Below are 17,644 nucleotides of genomic sequence, written 5' to 3'. Positions count from 1 at the left end.
TGGAGATAGTTTTAGAATTTTTGGAAATTTTTTAATATTCATATAAATCAAACTAAATATAAAAACAATCTTCTAGAAAAATTGCTTAAATTTAGTTATTTATATAATTAAATTTATTAAATTACTAATAATCATTTAAATATTAATAATTTATATTTCCTCTGTCCTTTTGCCTGAGAGATAAAGATTAAAATCTGTGCACCTTCGGCGCCCAATTAAGGGACTCTCCAGAGTTGTGTCCTTGTACGGTCCTCACTTTATAAAAGCACCTGAGAGTTTGACTCCTTCGGTATGCGTTACTGCATTCTCCCATACAATTCATCCACTTATATTTAGTTGTTTTTTGAATGTAATTACTATATCATAAACCAAGCTTAAATGCAAATTTTATTTTGAATAATTTGGCGCTTCTTTTGTTATTTGAACATCATGAGGATGACTTTCTCTTAATCCAGCTCCTGTTATCTTAACAAATTTAGCATTTTCTTTTAAATATTCAACTGTTGGAGCTCCGCAATATCCCATTCCTGCTTTAACTCCACCACATAATTGAAATATAACGTCTTTTAATTCTCCTTTAAATGCAATTCTTCCTTCTATTCCTTCTGGAACTAATTTTTTAGCATCATTTTGAAAATATCTATCTTTAGATCCTCTTTTCATAGCTGCCATTGAACCCATTCCTACATATATTTTAAATTTTCTTCCTTCATAGATAACTTCTTCTCCAGGAGCTTCGCTTGTTCCTGCTAATATACTTCCTAGCATTACACAATCTCCACCACTTGCTAAAGCTTTTACTATATCTCCAGAATACTTTATTCCTCCGTCTGCTATAACTCTAACTCCCGCTTCTTTACAAACTTGATAAACATCATTAACTGCACTAAGCTGAGGAACTCCTACTCCCGCTACAACTCTTGTTGTACATATAGATCCTGGACCAACCCCTACTTTAACAGCATTAACTCCTGCTCCTATTAAAGCTTTTGCCGCTTCTGCTGTAACTATGTTTCCTGCAATCAATTGAACATTTGGGAAAGCATCTCTTATTTCTTTAACTCTTTTTACAACTCCCATAGAATGTCCATGAGCTGAATCAACAGTTATAACATCTACTCCCGCATTAACTAAAGCTTTAACTCTTTCAACTGTATCTGCTCCAACTCCTACAGCTGCACCAACTCTTAATCTACCATGTTTATCTTTACAAGCATTAGGATATTCAACAATCTTATCAATATCTTTTATTGTTATTAAGCCTTTCAAATAACCTAACTCATCAACTATAGGTAATTTTTCTATTCTATGAGAAAGTAATATATCCTTAGCTTCCTCTAAAGTAGTTCCTACTGGAGCTGTAATTAAATTATCTTTAGTCATTACTTCTACAACAGCAGTTTCATAATCTTTTCTATACTTTAAATCTCTATTTGTTATAATCCCAATTAATTTACCATCAGCTTCTATAATGGGTAATCCTGATATTCTATATTGCCCCATTAATTCATCTGCATCTCCTAATGTAGCTTCTTTATATAATGTAATTGGATTTTGAATCATTCCACTTTCATTTCTTTTTACCTTATCAACTTCCTTAGCTTGCGCTTCGATTGGCATATTTTTATGAATAAAACCAAGCCCCCCTTGTCTTGCTAATGCTATCGCTAAATCTGCTTCTGTTACTGTATCCATAGCAGCACTTACTATAGGTATATTTAATACTATTTCATTAGTTAAGTGAGCTTTTAGATTTATATCTTGAGGTAAAACATGTGATTCAGCAGGTACTAATAAAACATCATCAAATGTTATCGCTTCTTTAATTATTTTTCCATTCATTGTATCCATTATTTCTCTCCTTATTTTCTATTTAAATTTTTTTATATAAATTATTCAACAAAGAGGCTGTCAATTTCTAACAGCCCCGTTTTTTATGCACTCAATATTTAATAGCTTCCTTCATTTAAGTATTCAGCTTAATTGACATATTATAGCATAATAGTCCTATTTTTTCTATACTTTTTTATTATATTACCTTTATATTAAGTCTTTAGCTCCTATATCTTTTCTATAAAATAATTTATCACATTTTATTTTTTCAACATCTCTATACGCATTTCGTTTAGCTTCCTCTAAATTATTTCCTTTACCAACTACAATTAAGACCCTTCCACCGTTTGTATAAAGTTTTCCATCAACTTCTTTTGTCCCCATATGAAAAACTATAGATTCTAATTTTTCAGGAACAATTATCTCACAATCTTTTGTTGAACTTGCAGGATAACCATCAGAAGCTAAAACAACACCACAAGAAGTTTCCTCACTCCATTCAACTAAAGTTTCTTTTTCTTCTAATATATCTAAAATCAACTGAACTAAATCACTTTTCATCCTAGGAAGAATAGCTTCTGCTTCTGGATCACCAAATCTAACATTAAATTCTATTGTCTTAACTCCTTCTTTTGTATCCATAATTCCAGCAAATATAAATCCTGTAAAAGAAAGTCCTTCTTTTTGAAGTCCTTTTAATGTAGGTCTTATTATTTTTTCAACACTTTCTTTTATTTTTTCTTCTGTTACCTTTCTCACAGGAGAATATACTCCCATTCCACCTGTATTTGGTCCCTTATCTCCATCAAAAACTCTTTTGTGATCTTGTCCAACTTCTAAAGGAATTATTTTATCCTCGTGAGCAAGAGCTATTAAAGAAAACTCAAAACCATCTAAATATTCTTCAATTACAACCTTATTATCCGGTATAGAAAATGCTGCTTCTAAAGCTTTATAAGCCTCTTCTTTCTTCATAGCAACCGTTACACCTTTTCCTGCTTTTAAACCATCTTCTTTAATTACTATAGGAGCTCCTTGTTTTTCAACATATAATTTTGCTTCACCTAGTTTATAGAAAGTTTTATATTTCCCTGTTGGAATACTATATTTTTCCATTATTTTTTTTGCAAAGTCTTTACTACTTTCTAATCTTGCAACTTCTTTTCTTGGACCAAAAATCCTCAAATTATTTTCTTGAAATACATCAACTATCCCTAAAGCTAAAGTAGTTTCTGGACCAACAATAGTTAAATCTATTCCTTCATTTTTAGCAAATAAAACCAAAGATTTTATATCATCTTCTTCTATATTAATATTTTCGCAAAATTCTCTTGTACCTGGATTTCCTGGAGCAACATATACTTTTTTTACTAAAGAACTTTGATTTACTTTCCAAGCTAAAGCATTTTCTCTTCCACCTTTTCCTATAACTAAAACCTTCATTTTATCCCCCTGTAAACTATTCAAAAAATTAATGTTTAAAATGTCTCATTTTAGTAAATAACATTGGTATTCCATGTTTGTTACATTCATCTATTGAAAGTTGATCTTTTATTGATCCACCTGGTTGAACTATTGCTTTAACTCCATTTTTTATAGCTAACTCCACAGTATCTGGCATTGGAAAGAAAGCATCTGAAGCAAGATAAGAACCTTTCGCCTTTTCTCCAGCTTGCTCTAATGCAATTTTAGCTGCCCCCACTCTATTCATTTGACCTGCTCCTACTCCCACAGTTTGACCTGCTTTTGTTACTACAATTGCATTTGATTTTACATTTTTCACAACTTTCCAACCAAATAAAAGCTCTTCTATATCTTCTTTTGTAGGTTTTGCTTCTGTTACACATACTAAATCATCTAACTCAACCTTCCCAAAATCCATATCTTGTATCAGCATACCATCGTTAACCCCTACAATTTTCTTTTTATTTAAAATTTCTTGTTTTATATCTAATGTCATTAATCTAATATTTTTTTTCTTACTTAATATCTCTAAAGCTTCCTTTGTATAATCAGGAGCTATAACAATCTCTAAAAATAATTTATGTAACTCAAGAGCTACCTTTTCATCAATAATTTCATTTACAGCAACTATTCCCCCAAAAATAGAAATAGGATCAGCATTATAAGCTTTTTCCCAAGCTTCTATTAGAGTATCTCCAGTTCCAATTCCACAAGGATTAGTATGCTTTACTCCTACCACTATTTTCTTATTATCATCTAAAAATTCCCTTAATATATCTATAGCCCCATTTGCATCTTGAATATTATTATAAGATAGCTCTTTTCCATGAAGTTGTTTTGCACTCGCTAAAGAATAACCTGTCATTGGAGCTGCATAAAAAGCCGCTTTTTGATGAGGATTTTCTCCATATCTTAAATCTTGAACTTTCTCATAAGTCATTGTTAATTTTTCAGGAAACTCTATTTGTTCTTTTTTAGTTAAATAATCAGCTATTAAAGCATCATAAGCTGCGGTTGTTCTAAATACTTTAGCAGCTAAATTAGCTCTAAAACTTAGACTTGTATCACCCTTTTCTTTAATTTCTTCTAATATTTGATCATAATCTAATGGATCCACACATACTGTCACAAATTTATGATTCTTAGCTGCTGATCTAAGCATACTAGGTCCCCCAATATCAATATTTTCTATCAACTCTTCATGAGTTCCCCCTTTTTTTAAAGTTTCTTTAAAAGGATATAAATTAACTATAACTAAATCTATTAGTTCTATTCCATTGTCTACTAAATCTTTCATATGCTTTTCATCATCTCTAACACACAAAAGCCCTCCATGAACATTAGGATGAAGTGTTTTTACTCTCCCATCCATCATTTCAGGAAACTTAGTTACCTCTGAAATTCCTAGAGTTTTTATCCCTGCATCATCTAAAACTTTTTTAGTTCCTCCTGTTGATATAATTTCATAACCTAAATCAACTAATTTTTTAGAAAAATCAACTATTCCATTTTTGTCCGAAACACTTATTAAAGCTCTTTTCATTTTATTTTACCTCCAAAATTTATCTTAATTTTATTTTTTTACTAAGTTCTTCTAAAATACAAGGATATATCCTATGTTCTATTTTATGAATTTCTTCTTCTAGTTTTCCTAAATCCCACTCTTTTTTTATAATTAGTTTTTCTTGATATATAATTTCTCCAGAATCTACTCCTTCATCTACATAATGAATAGTTACTCCCGTCTCTGCAACTTTCGCTTTAAAGGCATCCCCTATCCCATCTTTCCCTGGAAAGTTAGGCAAATAAGCTGGATGAATGTTTATAATTCTATTTTCGTATTCTTTTAATAAAGTAGAAGATATTATTCTCATATATCCTGCTAAAGCTATTAATTCTATCTCTTTTTCTTTTAAAATTTCTATTATTTTTTCTTCGTATTTAGCTTTACTAGAAAATTCCTTAGGAATTATTGTATAACAAGGTATCCCTAATTTCTCAGCTCTATTTTTAGCATATGCATCTTTTTTATCAACTATTAAAAGTTCTACTGAATAATTTATAAGATCAATAGTTCTACTTTTTTCTACAATACTTTGAAAATTCCCTCCATTACCAGAAGCAAATACTGCAATTTTTACCATTCTAGCTCTACTCCTTTTTCTCCATCTATTATTTCTCCAAGAATTACAGGTTTTTCACCTAAATTTTCCAATTCTTCCATAATTTTCTCTATTTTATTCTCTTCAACTACTAAAATAAATCCAATCCCCATATTAAAGACATTATATAATTCTTCTTTTTCTAAATTTCCTTTTTCTTCTAAAAATTTAAAAATTTCAGGAGTATTTATTGCTTTAGTATCTATCTTAGCTCTTAATTTATCAGGAAGTATTCTAGGAATATTTTCATAAAATCCTCCCCCAGTAACATGACACATTCCATTTATTTCAACCTTTTCTAATAATTTTTTTATTGTTTTAACATATATTCTAGTTGGAGTAAGAAGTGTTTCTCCTAAAGTTTTTCCATCAAATCTTTCTTTATAAGCATTCAAGTCAAACTCATTATCCTTCATTACTATTTTTCTAACAAGAGAAAAGCCATTAGAGTGAACACCTGAAGAAGGAATTCCTATTATTTTATTTCCTTTTTTTACTTTTTCTCCAGTTATTAATTTTGATTTTTCAACTACTCCTACGCAAAATCCTGCAAGGTCATAATCGCCAATATCATACATGTCTGGCATTTCTGCAGTTTCTCCTCCAATTAATCCACACTCTGATAAAAGACATCCATCTGAAACTCCTTTTACTATTTGTTCTATTTGCTCTGGAAAATTCTTACCTACTGCTATATAATCTAGAAAAAATATAGGCATAGCTCCCTGAACCAATACATCATTTACACACATAGCTACTACATCTTGCCCAATGGTATCATGTTTATTCATTTCAAAAGCTAACATTAATTTTGTTCCTACTCCATCTGTTCCGCTTATTAATACAGGTTCTTTATAACCTAAACTAGAGAGATCAAACATTCCACCAAAAGCTCCTATGCTATCCATAACTCCTTTAACTTTAGTTTTCTCAACATGAGATTTTATTCTTCTTACAGACTCATAACCAGCTTCTAAATTAACACCAGACTCAGCATACTTTTTACTACTCTTAACATCTTCCATGTAATTTTCTACCATTTTATTTTCCTCCAAAATTTATTTTCAAATAAAAAAATACGCTACAAAATATTAGCTCTAAGGCATAATAATTTTATAGCGTTCCCCTTTCGAAACCTCTATATTATTTTTTAAATTTTTTAAACTTTTTTCTTTGCACACAAAAATATTTCCAAACTTAACTAGTTTAAATATTCTGGAAATATTTATTATTATTCTTTTTATTTTTACACCAAAAATAAAAAACATTGTATTTATCTCCTTTTTTAACAAATGATTACACCAACCATTACAAAGCAAAATAATTACAATGAAATAAAAAGACAGTCACCCTGTCTATATTGTATTCTTTTGCTTATAGTCTGTCAATTTAAGGTTGCAGGTAGAAACTCGCCGTCCATATCACGGCTATTATATAAGCGTAAACTTCTATCTATCTATTTACTTCCTAAGAATAACATATTTTTATTATTTTTACAACTATAAAAATAATATTAATATTATTTTTTAAATTCCACTCTATTTCTTCCATTTTTTTTAGCTAAATAAACTCCTTCATCTGCTCTTTTTACTAGAGTTCCTATACTATCTTCCTCTTTAATCAAAGAAACACCTATGGAAATTGTTACTTTAATTTTCCCTTTTTCTAAATTGAGCTCACTGTTTTCTACTAATACTCTTATTCTGTTTGCAATTTCAATTAATTTATTTTCATCCACATTTTCAAAAACTCCAATAAATTCTTCTCCACCCCATCTACCTATAACATCATTATCTCTACAAGAATTATTAAATACTTTGGCAATCATTTGTAAAACTTCATCTCCCACATCGTGTCCATAGGTATCATTAACTTTTTTAAAAAAATCTATATCCAAAAACATTACTCCAAAACCAGTATTTAAATTTTTATACTTAAGCATAACAGAATCTAAATGTGAGTTTAAATATTTTCTATTAGGAAGTTTTGTTAATTCATCTCTAAAAATATTATCCATTAAATCATTATTTGACTTTAAAAGCATTTTATTAGGAGAAATATCTGTAAAAGTTTCTACAGCTCCTATAACTTCTCCTTTATCGTAAATTGGCATTACTTTTACTATCACTGGTACTCTGTATCCTTTTTTATGTCTTAAATATACTTTCATTTCTCTTGATTTTCCATCTTTTATTGTTTCCAACAATGGACATCCGTTCATACATAAGTGATTTCCTTTATCATCCACATGATTTAAAATATTATTATAACAATGCTTTTCAATAATTTCTGACTTCCTGTATCCTGTTATATCTTCTGCAGCTTTATTCCAAAAATTTATTTTTCTATTAACATCTACAAAATAAACTCCTTCACTAATTCCATTCAATATTTTAGTATACATATTTTTTTCCATGATTAACCCCCTCAAGTATTCTTCCAATTCAAGTATACCATAAAAAAGAGGTAGTCTGAAAACTACCTCTTTTTTACTTTATTTGTTTTTTTCCAATTCCTTCAATTCTTTTTTAAAATTTTTATCTAAATCGAACAAATACGTTGGGTATTCTCTATCAAAACAAGCACTGCATATATTATTTCCTAACCCTTTTTTTAAACCTTCATTTGATAAAAAAGCTAAAGAATCTGCTCCTATATAATCTCTTAGCTCTTCAACAGACATTCTTGCGCTTATTAAATCTTTTAAAGAAGAAGTATCTACTCCATAGAAACAAGGAGCTATCATAGCTGGAGAAGCAATCCTTACATGTACTTCTTTAGCTCCTGCTTCCTTTAAAAGTTTTATTATATATTTACTAGTTGTCCCTCTCACTATAGAGTCATCGACTAAAACTATACTTTTCCCTTTTATTGTATTGGAAACAGGAGATAACTTCATTTTAACTCCTTTTTCTCTTTCTTCTTGGGTAGGTTGTATAAAAGTTCTACCTATATATCTGTTTTTTATAAGTCCTATTTCATAAGGTAATTTAGATCCATCTGAATACCCCATAGCTGCAGATAAAGATGAATCAGGAACTCCTATAACTATATCCGCATTTTCACAAGGAAATTCTTCTGCTAATACTCTACCACATTTTCTTCTAGATGAATGAACATTTATTCCATCTATGTTACTATCTGGTCTAGCTAAATAGATATATTCCATCGCACACATTTTACTTTGAGTACTTTCTGCATACATTATAGAACGTAATCCTTTCTTACCTATCTTTATTATTTCTCCAGGTTTTACATCTCTTATTATTTGAGCATTTATCATCTCAAAACCAACTGTTTCTGAACTAATTACAAAACCATCATCAAGTTTCGCTATTGCAAGAGGACTAAAACCATTTTTATCTCTTATTGCATAAATATTTTTTTCTGTCATTATTACAAAAGCAAATGATCCTTCTAATTTTTCAACTGCTTTTTTTATTTTTTCTGTAAATGTCCCTGTTTGTTTTTGAATTAAATGACATATTATTTCACTGCTTGAAGAAGTTTGAAATATACTTCCTTCATATTCTAATTGAGTCCTTAATTGTTCATAATTAATTATTCTTCCATTATGAGCTACTGTAAAATCTCCTGTATGAGATCTAACTAATAAAGGTTGAATATTTTCTATTCCTGGTGCTTTATCACTCCCCATTCTAACATGTCCGATAGCGTAATTTCCTTTTAATTGAGAAATATTCTCACTATTAAAAATCTCAATTACTAACCCTTCCCCTCTATATCTAGAAATTTTTTCTCCATCAAAAGTAGCTATTCCAGATCCTTGCTGTCCTCTGTGTTGAAGAGCATGTAAACCATAATATGTTAATTGACTTGCATTTTTCACATTGTATATTCCAAAAACTCCGCATTCTTCCACTATTTTATTTTCTAATAGCTCCTCTAATCCTTTAATCATTTTATTCCACAACTCCCTTTTATTTTTTAAAGAAATTAACTCCATTTTTAAAGATATCTTGCATTTTTTCTCCATAAATATTTTTGTATAATCCTTCTTCATATCTTTCAGAATGTCCCATTTTACCTAATATTTTTCCATCTGCAGAAGTTATTCCTTCTATAGCATAATATGAGCCGTTTAAATTATATTCTGGATTTAAAGTTGGTTCTCCATTTAAATCACAATACTGAGTTGCCACTTGCCCATTTTTAAATAATTCATCAGCAAATTTATCACTAACTACAAATTTACCTTCTCCATGAGATAGAGTCATTGGGAAAACATCTCCTATTTCAAAAGATGATAACCAAGGGGAAGAATTAGAAGAAATTCTAGTATATGCCATTCTAGAAACATGACGATTAATATCATTTCTAAATAATGTAGGAGAATTTTCATTTAGCTTATCCATATCTCCATAAGGTAATAATCCTGATTTTATTAAAGCTTGGAATCCATTACATATCCCTAGCATAAGTCCTTCATTTTCTAAAAATTTCTTAATTGATATTTTTATTTTTTCATTAGATAATATGTTTGTTATAAACTTCCCTGATCCATCGGGCTCATCTCCAGCACTAAATCCACCTGGAATAGCAATTATTTGAGCTTCTAAAATTTTATTAGCTAAGTCTTCCATTGATTTTTTCATATCTTTAACTGTTAAATTATTAATAACAAAAATTTCTGATTTTCCACCTGCTCTATCAAAAGCTTTTGCTGTATCATATTCTGAGTTAGTTCCTGGAAATGTAATCACTAAAACTTTAGGCTCATCATATAATCTTTTAGCTTTCTGAGGCATATTTACAATTTTTTTATCTGGAATTATTAGTTTACTTTTTATTTCATGACTTTTAGTGGGATAAATTTTTGAATATCTTGTCTCCCAAATTTTTATAGCTTCTTCTGAACTTAATTCAGCTTCGTTTATTTTTATAATTTGATTATCCTTAACATCTCCTAATAAAATTCCAAAATCTAATTTCTCCTCTGATTCTACAATTATTCCTCCTGGTAATAAATCAAATAAATTTTCTTCAGTTTCTACATTAATTCCTAATTTATTTCCAAATGACATTTTCATTAAGGCTTCTGCCACTCCTCCAAATTTAACTACTGAAGCTGATACAATTTTCTTCTCTTTTATTCCTTCTTTTACATTTTTAAAGTTCTCTTTTAAACTAGAATATACTGGAGTAAAATCATCTTGATATTCTGGCTTTATTAAATAGATATAATTTCCTTTTTCTTTTAGTTCAGAAGAAATTATATTATTTACATTTTCTGTCACCACAGCAAAGGAAATTAATGTAGGAGGAACATCAATATCTTTAAAAGTTCCACTCATACTATCTTTTCCACCTATTGCAGGTGTTTTAAATTCAACTTGTGCTTCTAATGCACCTAATAAAGCCATAAATGGTTTTCCCCATCTTGTTTTATCTTTACCTAATTTTTCAAAATATTCTTGAAATGTCAATCTCGCCTTTGTAAAATCTCCACCAACAGCTGTTATTCTAGCTAGTGATTCTATAACTGCATATATAGCTCCTAAATATGGAGATTTTTCAGATATATAAGGATTAAATCCATAAGCCATTATAGAAGCTGTATTTGTAAATCCTTTTGTTGGAAATTTTTGCACACTAGCTTCACTTTCTGTTAATTGATATTTTCCACCATAAGGCATTAATACAGTAGATCTTCCAACTGTAGCATCAAACATTTCAACCATTCCTCTTTGAGAAGCAACATTCATTTCTTTTAATATTTCTTTTAACTTTTCTTTTAAATCTCCTGTTTTATCAACTTTAAATATATTTTTATCTTTTAACGGTACAACTTCTATGTCTTGTTCCTGAGTAACTCCATTTGTATCTAAAAACTCTCTAGACAAATTAACTATAGTTTTCCCTCTAAATTTTATTATTAAATCTTCATTTTCTGTAACTTTAGCTACTTTATTTATATCTAAATTTTCTTTTTTTAATAATTCACCAAATTTTTCTACATTTTCAGGGGCTACTACAACTGCCATTCTCTCTTGAGATTCACTAATAGCAAGTTCTGTCCCACTAAGACCTAAATACTTAACAGAAACTTTATCTAAATCAACTTCTATTCCTCTTGCTAACTCTCCTATGGCAACTGATACTCCACCTGCTCCAAAATCATTGGATTTTTTTATAAGCTTAGTCACTTCTGGATTTCTAAAAGCTCTTTGAATTTTTCTTTCTACTGGAGCATTACCTTTTTGAACTTCTGAAGAACATTTTGTTAAAGATGAATCTGTATGTTCTTTTGATGATCCTGTAGCTCCTCCTACTCCATCTCTTCCTGTTTTTCCACCAAAAACAAGAATTATATCTCCTGGTTTAGGCTCTTCTCTTAAAACATATTCTTTCTTAACTGCACCTACAACTGCACCTACTTCCATTCTTTTTGCTTTGTAACCTTCATGATATATTTCATTTACAAAAGTTGTAGCTAATCCTATTTGATTTCCATAAGAAGAATATCCGTGAGCTGCTCCTTTTGAAATTCTTACTTGAGGTAATTTATTAGGCAATGTATTTTCTATTTTTTCACATATATCTCCTGCTCCTGTTATTCTCATAGCTTGGTATACATATGATCTTCCTGATAATGGATCTCTTATAGCTCCTCCTACACAAGTAGAAGCTCCACCAAATGGTTCTATTTCTGTAGGATGATTATGAGTTTCATTTTTAAACATCAATAACCATTTTTCTATTTTCCCATCTTCATCAACATTAACTTCAACACTACAAGCATTTATTTCTTCTGTAATTTCAAGATCATCTAATTTACCAATTTTTCTCATATATTTACCACCTATTGTTCCCATATCCATTAGGGTCATAGGTTTTTTATTCCCATGTACTTTTTCTCTTAATTCCATATATTTATCATATGACTTTTGTATAGCTTCTGTCATATGGCTTTTACCTATTTTAATATTTTTTAAATAAGTTTCAAAAGTTGTATGTCTGCAATGATCTGACCAATAAGTATCTAAAACCTTTATTTCAGTGTCTGTTGGATTTCTCTTTTCATTTATAAAATAATCTTGAATATGTTTCAAATCAGCTAAACTCATAGCAAGTCCATTCTCTTCTATAAAATCTTCTAATTTTTTTTCAGAATATTCTACAAATCCTTCTATAATTGGTACATCTTCAATTGTAATATCTTCTTCATTATTTAATATGCTTAAATCCTTCTCTCTTGTTTCTATTGGATTTATTATATATTTTTTTATTTTCTCAAAGGATTTTATTTCTCCTTCTATTACAATTACCCTTCCACTTTTAATTTGAACATTATCTTTATTATTCAATAAAACTAAACATTGCTCTGCTGAATCTGCCCTTTGATCATATTGACCAGGCAAATTTTCTATAGCAATATAATTTTTATCAATCAAGTCAACCTCATCATATACATTATCTGTCACTATTTCTGATAAAACTTTAGACTTTAAAAGTTCGATATCTTCATTTTCACAATTAAAAACATCATATACATTATATAATCTTAAATTTCTTAATCCATCTTCATGTAAGTTTTCCTTTAATTCGTTTAAAAGAGACTTTCCTTCAACTCTAAATTCTTCTTTTTTAGAAACGTATATTCTTCTATTCACTTTTTTCTCCTTATATTTTCATTATTAAATTAGTATATTTCATTAATTCTTTCTAATATTTCATCTATATCATTTCCTAATATATTCAAATGTCCCATTTTTCTATTTAATTTAGCTTCTCCTTTATTGTACATATGTAATTTCTCTTCATCTTTAAATGAACATTTTTCTATATTTTCTACATCTTGTCCTAATATGTTTAACATCACTACTTTTTTTAAAAGTTTAGGAGTCTTTAACTTTTTCCCACAAATAGCGTCAATATGCATATCAAACTGTGAACAATCACAAGCATCCATTGTATAATGAAAAGAATTATGAGGCCTTGGAGCTATTTCATTAACATAAATTTCTCCATCATTTCCATAAAAATATTCAATTGCTAAAGGTCCTACAAAGTTTAATCCCTTTATAATTTCTTTACTTATTATCTTTATTCTCTCCTCTGTTTCATTGGAAATTCTAGCAGGCACTATAGTTAAATGTAAAATTCCTTTTTTATGAATATTTTCTGCCACTGGAAAAACAGACAAACTATCATCTGTACTTCTTACAACAAAACAAGATAATTCGCATTCAAAACTTATCATTTTCTCTAATATATATTCTCTTTCCTTAAATATCTCTTTTAATTTTTCATTTACTATTTTTTTATCTTGCTCATTTTTTATAATCCATTGACCTTTTCCATCATACCCTCCAGTAGAAGTTTTTAATATACTTGGATAACCAATAACATCTATTGCCTCATCTAAAGAATTATTTTTATCTACAGCTTTAAATTTTGCTGTTTTTATTCCTAATTCATTTATTTTTCTTTTTTCTCTTAATCTATTTTGACTTACATATAAAGGCTCTATTCCTTGAGGAATATAGCCACCATTATTTTTTATTATATCTACTGATTCAGAAGTTACATTCTCAAATTCATAAGTTATTACATCTGATTTTTTTGTTATCTTTAAAATACTTTCCTTATCGTTATATTCTCCAATTATATGACTATTTGAAGCTTTACTTGCACAAGCATCTTTTCCTGGATCTAAAATTATTGTATTATAGCCTTTTTTACTTGCACTTTCACAAAGCATTTTTCCTAATTGACCTCCACCTAAAATTCCTATATTTTTACCTTTTTCAATAACCATTACAAAGTTACCTCACTTGTTTCTAAAACTTTATTTTTCTGCTCATCTCTAAATTTAATAATTTTTTTTGCAACTTCTTCGTTCATTAATCCAATTATTTCAGCTGCTAAAATTCCAGCATTTTTAGCTCCCGCAGCTCCTATAGCTAAAGTCCCTACAGGTATACCACCTGGCATTTGAACTATTGATAATAATGAGTCTTTTCCATTTAAAGCTCTTGATTTTATTGGAACTCCTAAAACTGGTAAAGTTGTTAAAGCTGCTACCATCCCTGGAAGATGAGCAGCTCCACCTGCACCTGCTATTATTACTTTTATACCTCTTTTTCTTGCTTTTTTTGCATAATCATACATTAAATCTGGTGTTCTGTGCGCTGAAATTATTTTAACTTCATAATCTATACCAAACACTTCTAACATTTCAACAGCTTTTTCCATAGTTGGAAGATCTGATCTACTTCCCATAATAACACTAACTATTGACATATTTACCTCCAAATAATTTATTTTAATTTTTTAACTTACAGTAATAAAAAAACGTCATAAATCAAGGGCACACTCTCCCTCATATTTATGACGTTTATTAATCTATTCTTTGTCTTTTTTAAAACTTCTTTTATTTTAATAAAAAAAATAAAAAACATCGCTTAGTCTCCCTTTTTTAACATCTACAAAAAAAACAAATGATTACACCAATCATTTGAAAAAGCAACTTAGCTACAACGAAGTTTTTCATTATATCTTTGTGCTTATAGTCTACTAATTTAAGGTTAGTAGGTAGAAACTTGTCATCCGTATTATGACCTTTATATAAGCTATCTATTCAATTAATTAACCCTAGGGTATCATACTTTTTATTTTTTTTCAACTCCTAAAATAAAATATTTTATTTTTTTTATTTGTGTAACTTCAGAAAAATTCTCATTCAAAAATTTTCAAAAAAAAATTTTTTGTTTTTTTTAAACTAAACACTTTATTTCTTAGTCATAATAAAGTAATTAGGGTGAGTTTTATGTTTTTTATCTATTCATTTTTAAAAAGGAGATTTTTATGAAAAAGAAAGAATTTGCAGAATTGTTTATGGTTAAAGCTGAATTAAAAAGCAAAGAAGAAGCTAAAAGACAAGTTGAATTATTTATTGAAACTATGAAAGACGCTCTAGAAGCTGATGAAGTTTTAATTTTTAGAGGATTAGGTACTTTTGAAAGAAGAACTACTAAAAGAAAAGAAGGAAGAAATCCTAGAACTGGTGAATCTATCAAAATTACTCCTAAAAAATATATTAAATTTAGAGTGGGTAAAGATTTAGAGGATAGATTAAACAGCAAATAAAATTATAAAAAATAAAAAGAGCAATTATAATAATTGCTCTTTTTATTTTGAGAATTTTATTTAAATATATGTTATAATTATCAATATAAATATTTTTTATTTAGGAGGATGTTAACCTTGGGAAAAGTAATTTATGTAAGCGGAGGAGCTCGCAGTGGAAAAAGTTTTTTTTCAGAAAAATATATTAAAGAAAATTATTCGAAAAAAATTTATTTAGCTACTGGAATTCCTTTTGATGAAGAAATGAAAGATAGAATAGAAAAACATAAAAAACAAAGAGGTAAAAATTGGAAAACAATCGAAAACTATAAAAGTCTAAAGAATATTTTAAAAAAACATATTCAAGGATATGATGTTATTCTACTTGATTGCTTAACAAATTTAATTACAAACTATATGCTTCTGGAAAATAATATAGTTTGGGACAAGGCTACACCTAAAGATGTAGACAATATAAGAGAAATAATTATTAAAGAGGTTAATTCTCTTATTAATTTTGTCAAAGAAAATGACATTGATATCTTAATAGTTTCCAATGAGGTTGGGATGGGAAGTATTCCTGATTACCCTCTTGGAAGATTTTTTAGAGATATAAATGGTAAACTTAACCAACTCGTAGCTGCACAATCAGAAGAAGCTTATTTTATAGTTTCTGGTTTGCCTATGAAGTTGAAATAACACTTAGGAGGATTTATGAAAGGATTTATTTTACTATTAAAATTTATGACTAGATTTCCTATCCCTATAGAGCCTGAATATGACTCTAAAAAATTAGGAAGTAGCATGAAATTCTTTCCATTTGTTGGAATTATAATTGGAGCTTTACTTTATATTATATATTACTTTGGAAGAATAATTATACCTTCCCCTTATATTCTTGCAGCTATTTTAGTTTTAGCTGAAGTAATTATAACTGGAGGTTTACATCTTGATGGATTAGCAGATACTTTTGATGGTATTTTTAGCTACCGTAGCAAACAAAAAATGTTAGAGATAATGAAGGATTCTAGACTTGGTACAAATGGAGCTTTATCTTTAATAATTTATTTCTTATTTAAGATTTTATTACTTGCTGGTCTAGAAACTAGTTTTGGATTTCAAGGAATGGGAATAGCTGTTCTTATGACTCCAGTAATAGCTAGAGCAAATAGTACTCTTAATTGTGCTGTTGGAAAATATGCAAAATCTATGGGCATGGCAAAAGATTTTGTAAAAGAAACAAGTAGGCAAGGGGCAACTTTTGCTGTACTTACATCTTTAGTGTTTTTATTTTTAATACAAGGAATCTTATTTCCTGTTTTAAATCCAATACATTTAGTTAATATTACTTTTGTTATTCATGTACTTGGTATTTATTTTGCTAAACTTATGGATAGAAAAATTGGAGGAATTACAGGAGATACTTTAGGAGCTATTTTAGAATTATCTGAAATACTATTCCTTTTAGGATTGTATATATCATTTAGTTTCTAAAGGAGTTCTTATGAGTAAAATTATTTTGATTAGACACGGCGAAACTGATATGAATAAAGATAATCTTTATCATGGAATTCTTGATCCTGAATTAAATAATACTGGTATAAAACAGGCTGAAAAGGCTTATGATATAGTAAAGAATCTCGATTATGACAAAATCTTTTCCAGTAATTTGAAAAGAGCTTATGAAACAGCTGAAATTTTAAATTATAAAAATTTAAATATAGAAATTTCTGATAAAATTAGAGAACTAAATTTTGGAATTTTCGAAGGATTATCCTATAATCAAATTTCAAAAAAATATCCTAAAGAATTAGAAATAGCTACTAAAAACTGGAAAACTTATGATTTCAAAACTGGAGAAAGTCCTTTAGTTTTGCAAAAAAGAGCTGTTGAATTTATTAATTCTTTGGATAAAAATTTAAATTACTTGATTGTTACCCATTGGGGAATTATATGTACAGTTTTAAGTTATTATTTTTCTGGCAATTTAGATGCTTACTGGAAATTTAAAGTTAATAATTGTGGTATTATTATTATTGAATTTGATGAAAATAATTTTCCAATCTTAGCAGGATTTAATATCGGAGGATGAA

14 protein-coding genes and 3 riboswitches are annotated in these 17,644 nt (G+C 28.7%); of the genes, 4 read left to right on the top strand and 10 right to left on the bottom strand.

Translation table 11 applies throughout. The annotated features are described in order from the left end of the window. Window positions 1-151: 151 nt before the first annotated feature. Window positions 152-241: riboswitch (glycine riboswitch) on the bottom strand. A 146-nt stretch (window positions 242-387) separates the two neighbouring features. The 10 genes from guaB to purE all read right to left on the bottom strand — a co-directional run bounded on the left by guaB (window position 388) and on the right by purE (window position 14,726). After that, window positions 388-1,842: an IMP dehydrogenase gene (gene guaB, locus Q7K47_09180; protein ID MDP0507370.1), complete on the bottom strand. Its 1,455-nt coding sequence runs from the start codon at window positions 1,840-1,842 to the stop codon at window positions 388-390. A 198-nt stretch (window positions 1,843-2,040) separates the two neighbouring features. Next, on the bottom strand, window positions 2,041-3,276 hold the full coding sequence (gene purD, locus Q7K47_09175) for a phosphoribosylamine--glycine ligase (GenBank protein ID MDP0507369.1): 1,236 nt from the start codon (window positions 3,274-3,276) through the stop codon (window positions 2,041-2,043). A 28-nt stretch (window positions 3,277-3,304) separates the two neighbouring features. Beyond that, window positions 3,305-4,840 (bottom strand): bifunctional phosphoribosylaminoimidazolecarboxamide formyltransferase/IMP cyclohydrolase, encoded by a 1,536-nt coding sequence (purH, locus tag Q7K47_09170; protein MDP0507368.1) that lies wholly within the window; start codon window positions 4,838-4,840, stop codon window positions 3,305-3,307. A 19-nt stretch (window positions 4,841-4,859) separates the two neighbouring features. After that, window positions 4,860-5,441: a phosphoribosylglycinamide formyltransferase gene (gene purN / locus Q7K47_09165; protein ID MDP0507367.1), complete on the bottom strand. Its 582-nt coding sequence runs from the start codon at window positions 5,439-5,441 to the stop codon at window positions 4,860-4,862. Beyond that, the gene (gene purM, locus Q7K47_09160; protein MDP0507366.1) at window positions 5,435-6,499 is read right to left on the bottom strand and encodes a phosphoribosylformylglycinamidine cyclo-ligase; all 1,065 of its coding nucleotides are present in this window, start codon (window positions 6,497-6,499) and stop codon (window positions 5,435-5,437) included. Before purM ends, purN begins: the two co-directional genes overlap by 7 nt. 317 nt (window positions 6,500-6,816) lie before the next feature. Next, window positions 6,817-6,917, bottom strand: a riboswitch (purine riboswitch). A gap of 61 nt (window positions 6,918-6,978) precedes the next feature. Further along, window positions 6,979-7,875, bottom strand: coding sequence for a sensor domain-containing diguanylate cyclase (locus tag Q7K47_09155; protein MDP0507365.1), 897 nt, complete (start codon window positions 7,873-7,875; stop codon window positions 6,979-6,981). A gap of 78 nt (window positions 7,876-7,953) precedes the next feature. Beyond that, complete coding sequence (gene purF / locus Q7K47_09150) at window positions 7,954-9,381, bottom strand: amidophosphoribosyltransferase (protein MDP0507364.1); 1,428 nt, start codon at window positions 9,379-9,381, stop codon at window positions 7,954-7,956. A 19-nt stretch (window positions 9,382-9,400) separates the two neighbouring features. Continuing rightward, on the bottom strand, window positions 9,401-13,093 hold the full coding sequence (locus Q7K47_09145; protein MDP0507363.1) for a phosphoribosylformylglycinamidine synthase: 3,693 nt from the start codon (window positions 13,091-13,093) through the stop codon (window positions 9,401-9,403). 29 nt (window positions 13,094-13,122) lie between these two features. Then, entirely contained in the window at window positions 13,123-14,241 is a 1,119-nt protein-coding gene (gene purK, locus Q7K47_09140; protein MDP0507362.1) for a 5-(carboxyamino)imidazole ribonucleotide synthase, read from the bottom strand. After that, window positions 14,241-14,726, bottom strand: coding sequence for a 5-(carboxyamino)imidazole ribonucleotide mutase (purE, locus tag Q7K47_09135; GenBank protein ID MDP0507361.1), 486 nt, complete (start codon window positions 14,724-14,726; stop codon window positions 14,241-14,243). The genes purK and purE overlap by 1 nt, the downstream gene beginning before the upstream one ends. A 246-nt stretch (window positions 14,727-14,972) precedes the next feature. Next, window positions 14,973-15,074, bottom strand: a riboswitch (purine riboswitch). Between the two features lie 216 nt (window positions 15,075-15,290). Between purE and Q7K47_09130 the strand changes: the two genes are divergently transcribed. The 4 genes from Q7K47_09130 (at window position 15,291) to Q7K47_09115 (ending at window position 17,643) form a co-directional block, all read left to right on the top strand. Further along, window positions 15,291-15,572 (top strand): HU family DNA-binding protein, encoded by a 282-nt coding sequence (locus Q7K47_09130; GenBank protein ID MDP0507360.1) that lies wholly within the window; start codon window positions 15,291-15,293, stop codon window positions 15,570-15,572. Window positions 15,573-15,689: 117 nt separating this feature from the next. Next, the gene (gene cobU, locus Q7K47_09125; GenBank protein ID MDP0507359.1) at window positions 15,690-16,250 is read left to right on the top strand and encodes a bifunctional adenosylcobinamide kinase/adenosylcobinamide-phosphate guanylyltransferase; all 561 of its coding nucleotides are present in this window, start codon (window positions 15,690-15,692) and stop codon (window positions 16,248-16,250) included. Window positions 16,251-16,265: 15 nt separating this feature from the next. Further along, window positions 16,266-17,045, top strand: coding sequence for an adenosylcobinamide-GDP ribazoletransferase (gene cobS, locus Q7K47_09120; GenBank protein MDP0507358.1), 780 nt, complete (start codon window positions 16,266-16,268; stop codon window positions 17,043-17,045). A gap of 10 nt (window positions 17,046-17,055) precedes the next feature. After that, a complete protein-coding gene (locus tag Q7K47_09115) occupies window positions 17,056-17,643 on the top strand; it encodes a histidine phosphatase family protein (protein MDP0507357.1) in 588 nt (195 codons plus the stop codon). Window position 17,644: the final 1 nt, after the last annotated feature.

This window comes from Fusobacterium sp. JB019 (assembly GCA_030673965.1).
Lineage (GTDB): Bacteria > Fusobacteriota > Fusobacteriia > Fusobacteriales > Fusobacteriaceae > Fusobacterium_B.
The sequence above is the reverse complement of the archived record's forward strand: the minus strand, read 5'-3'. Positions and strand labels throughout refer to the sequence as shown.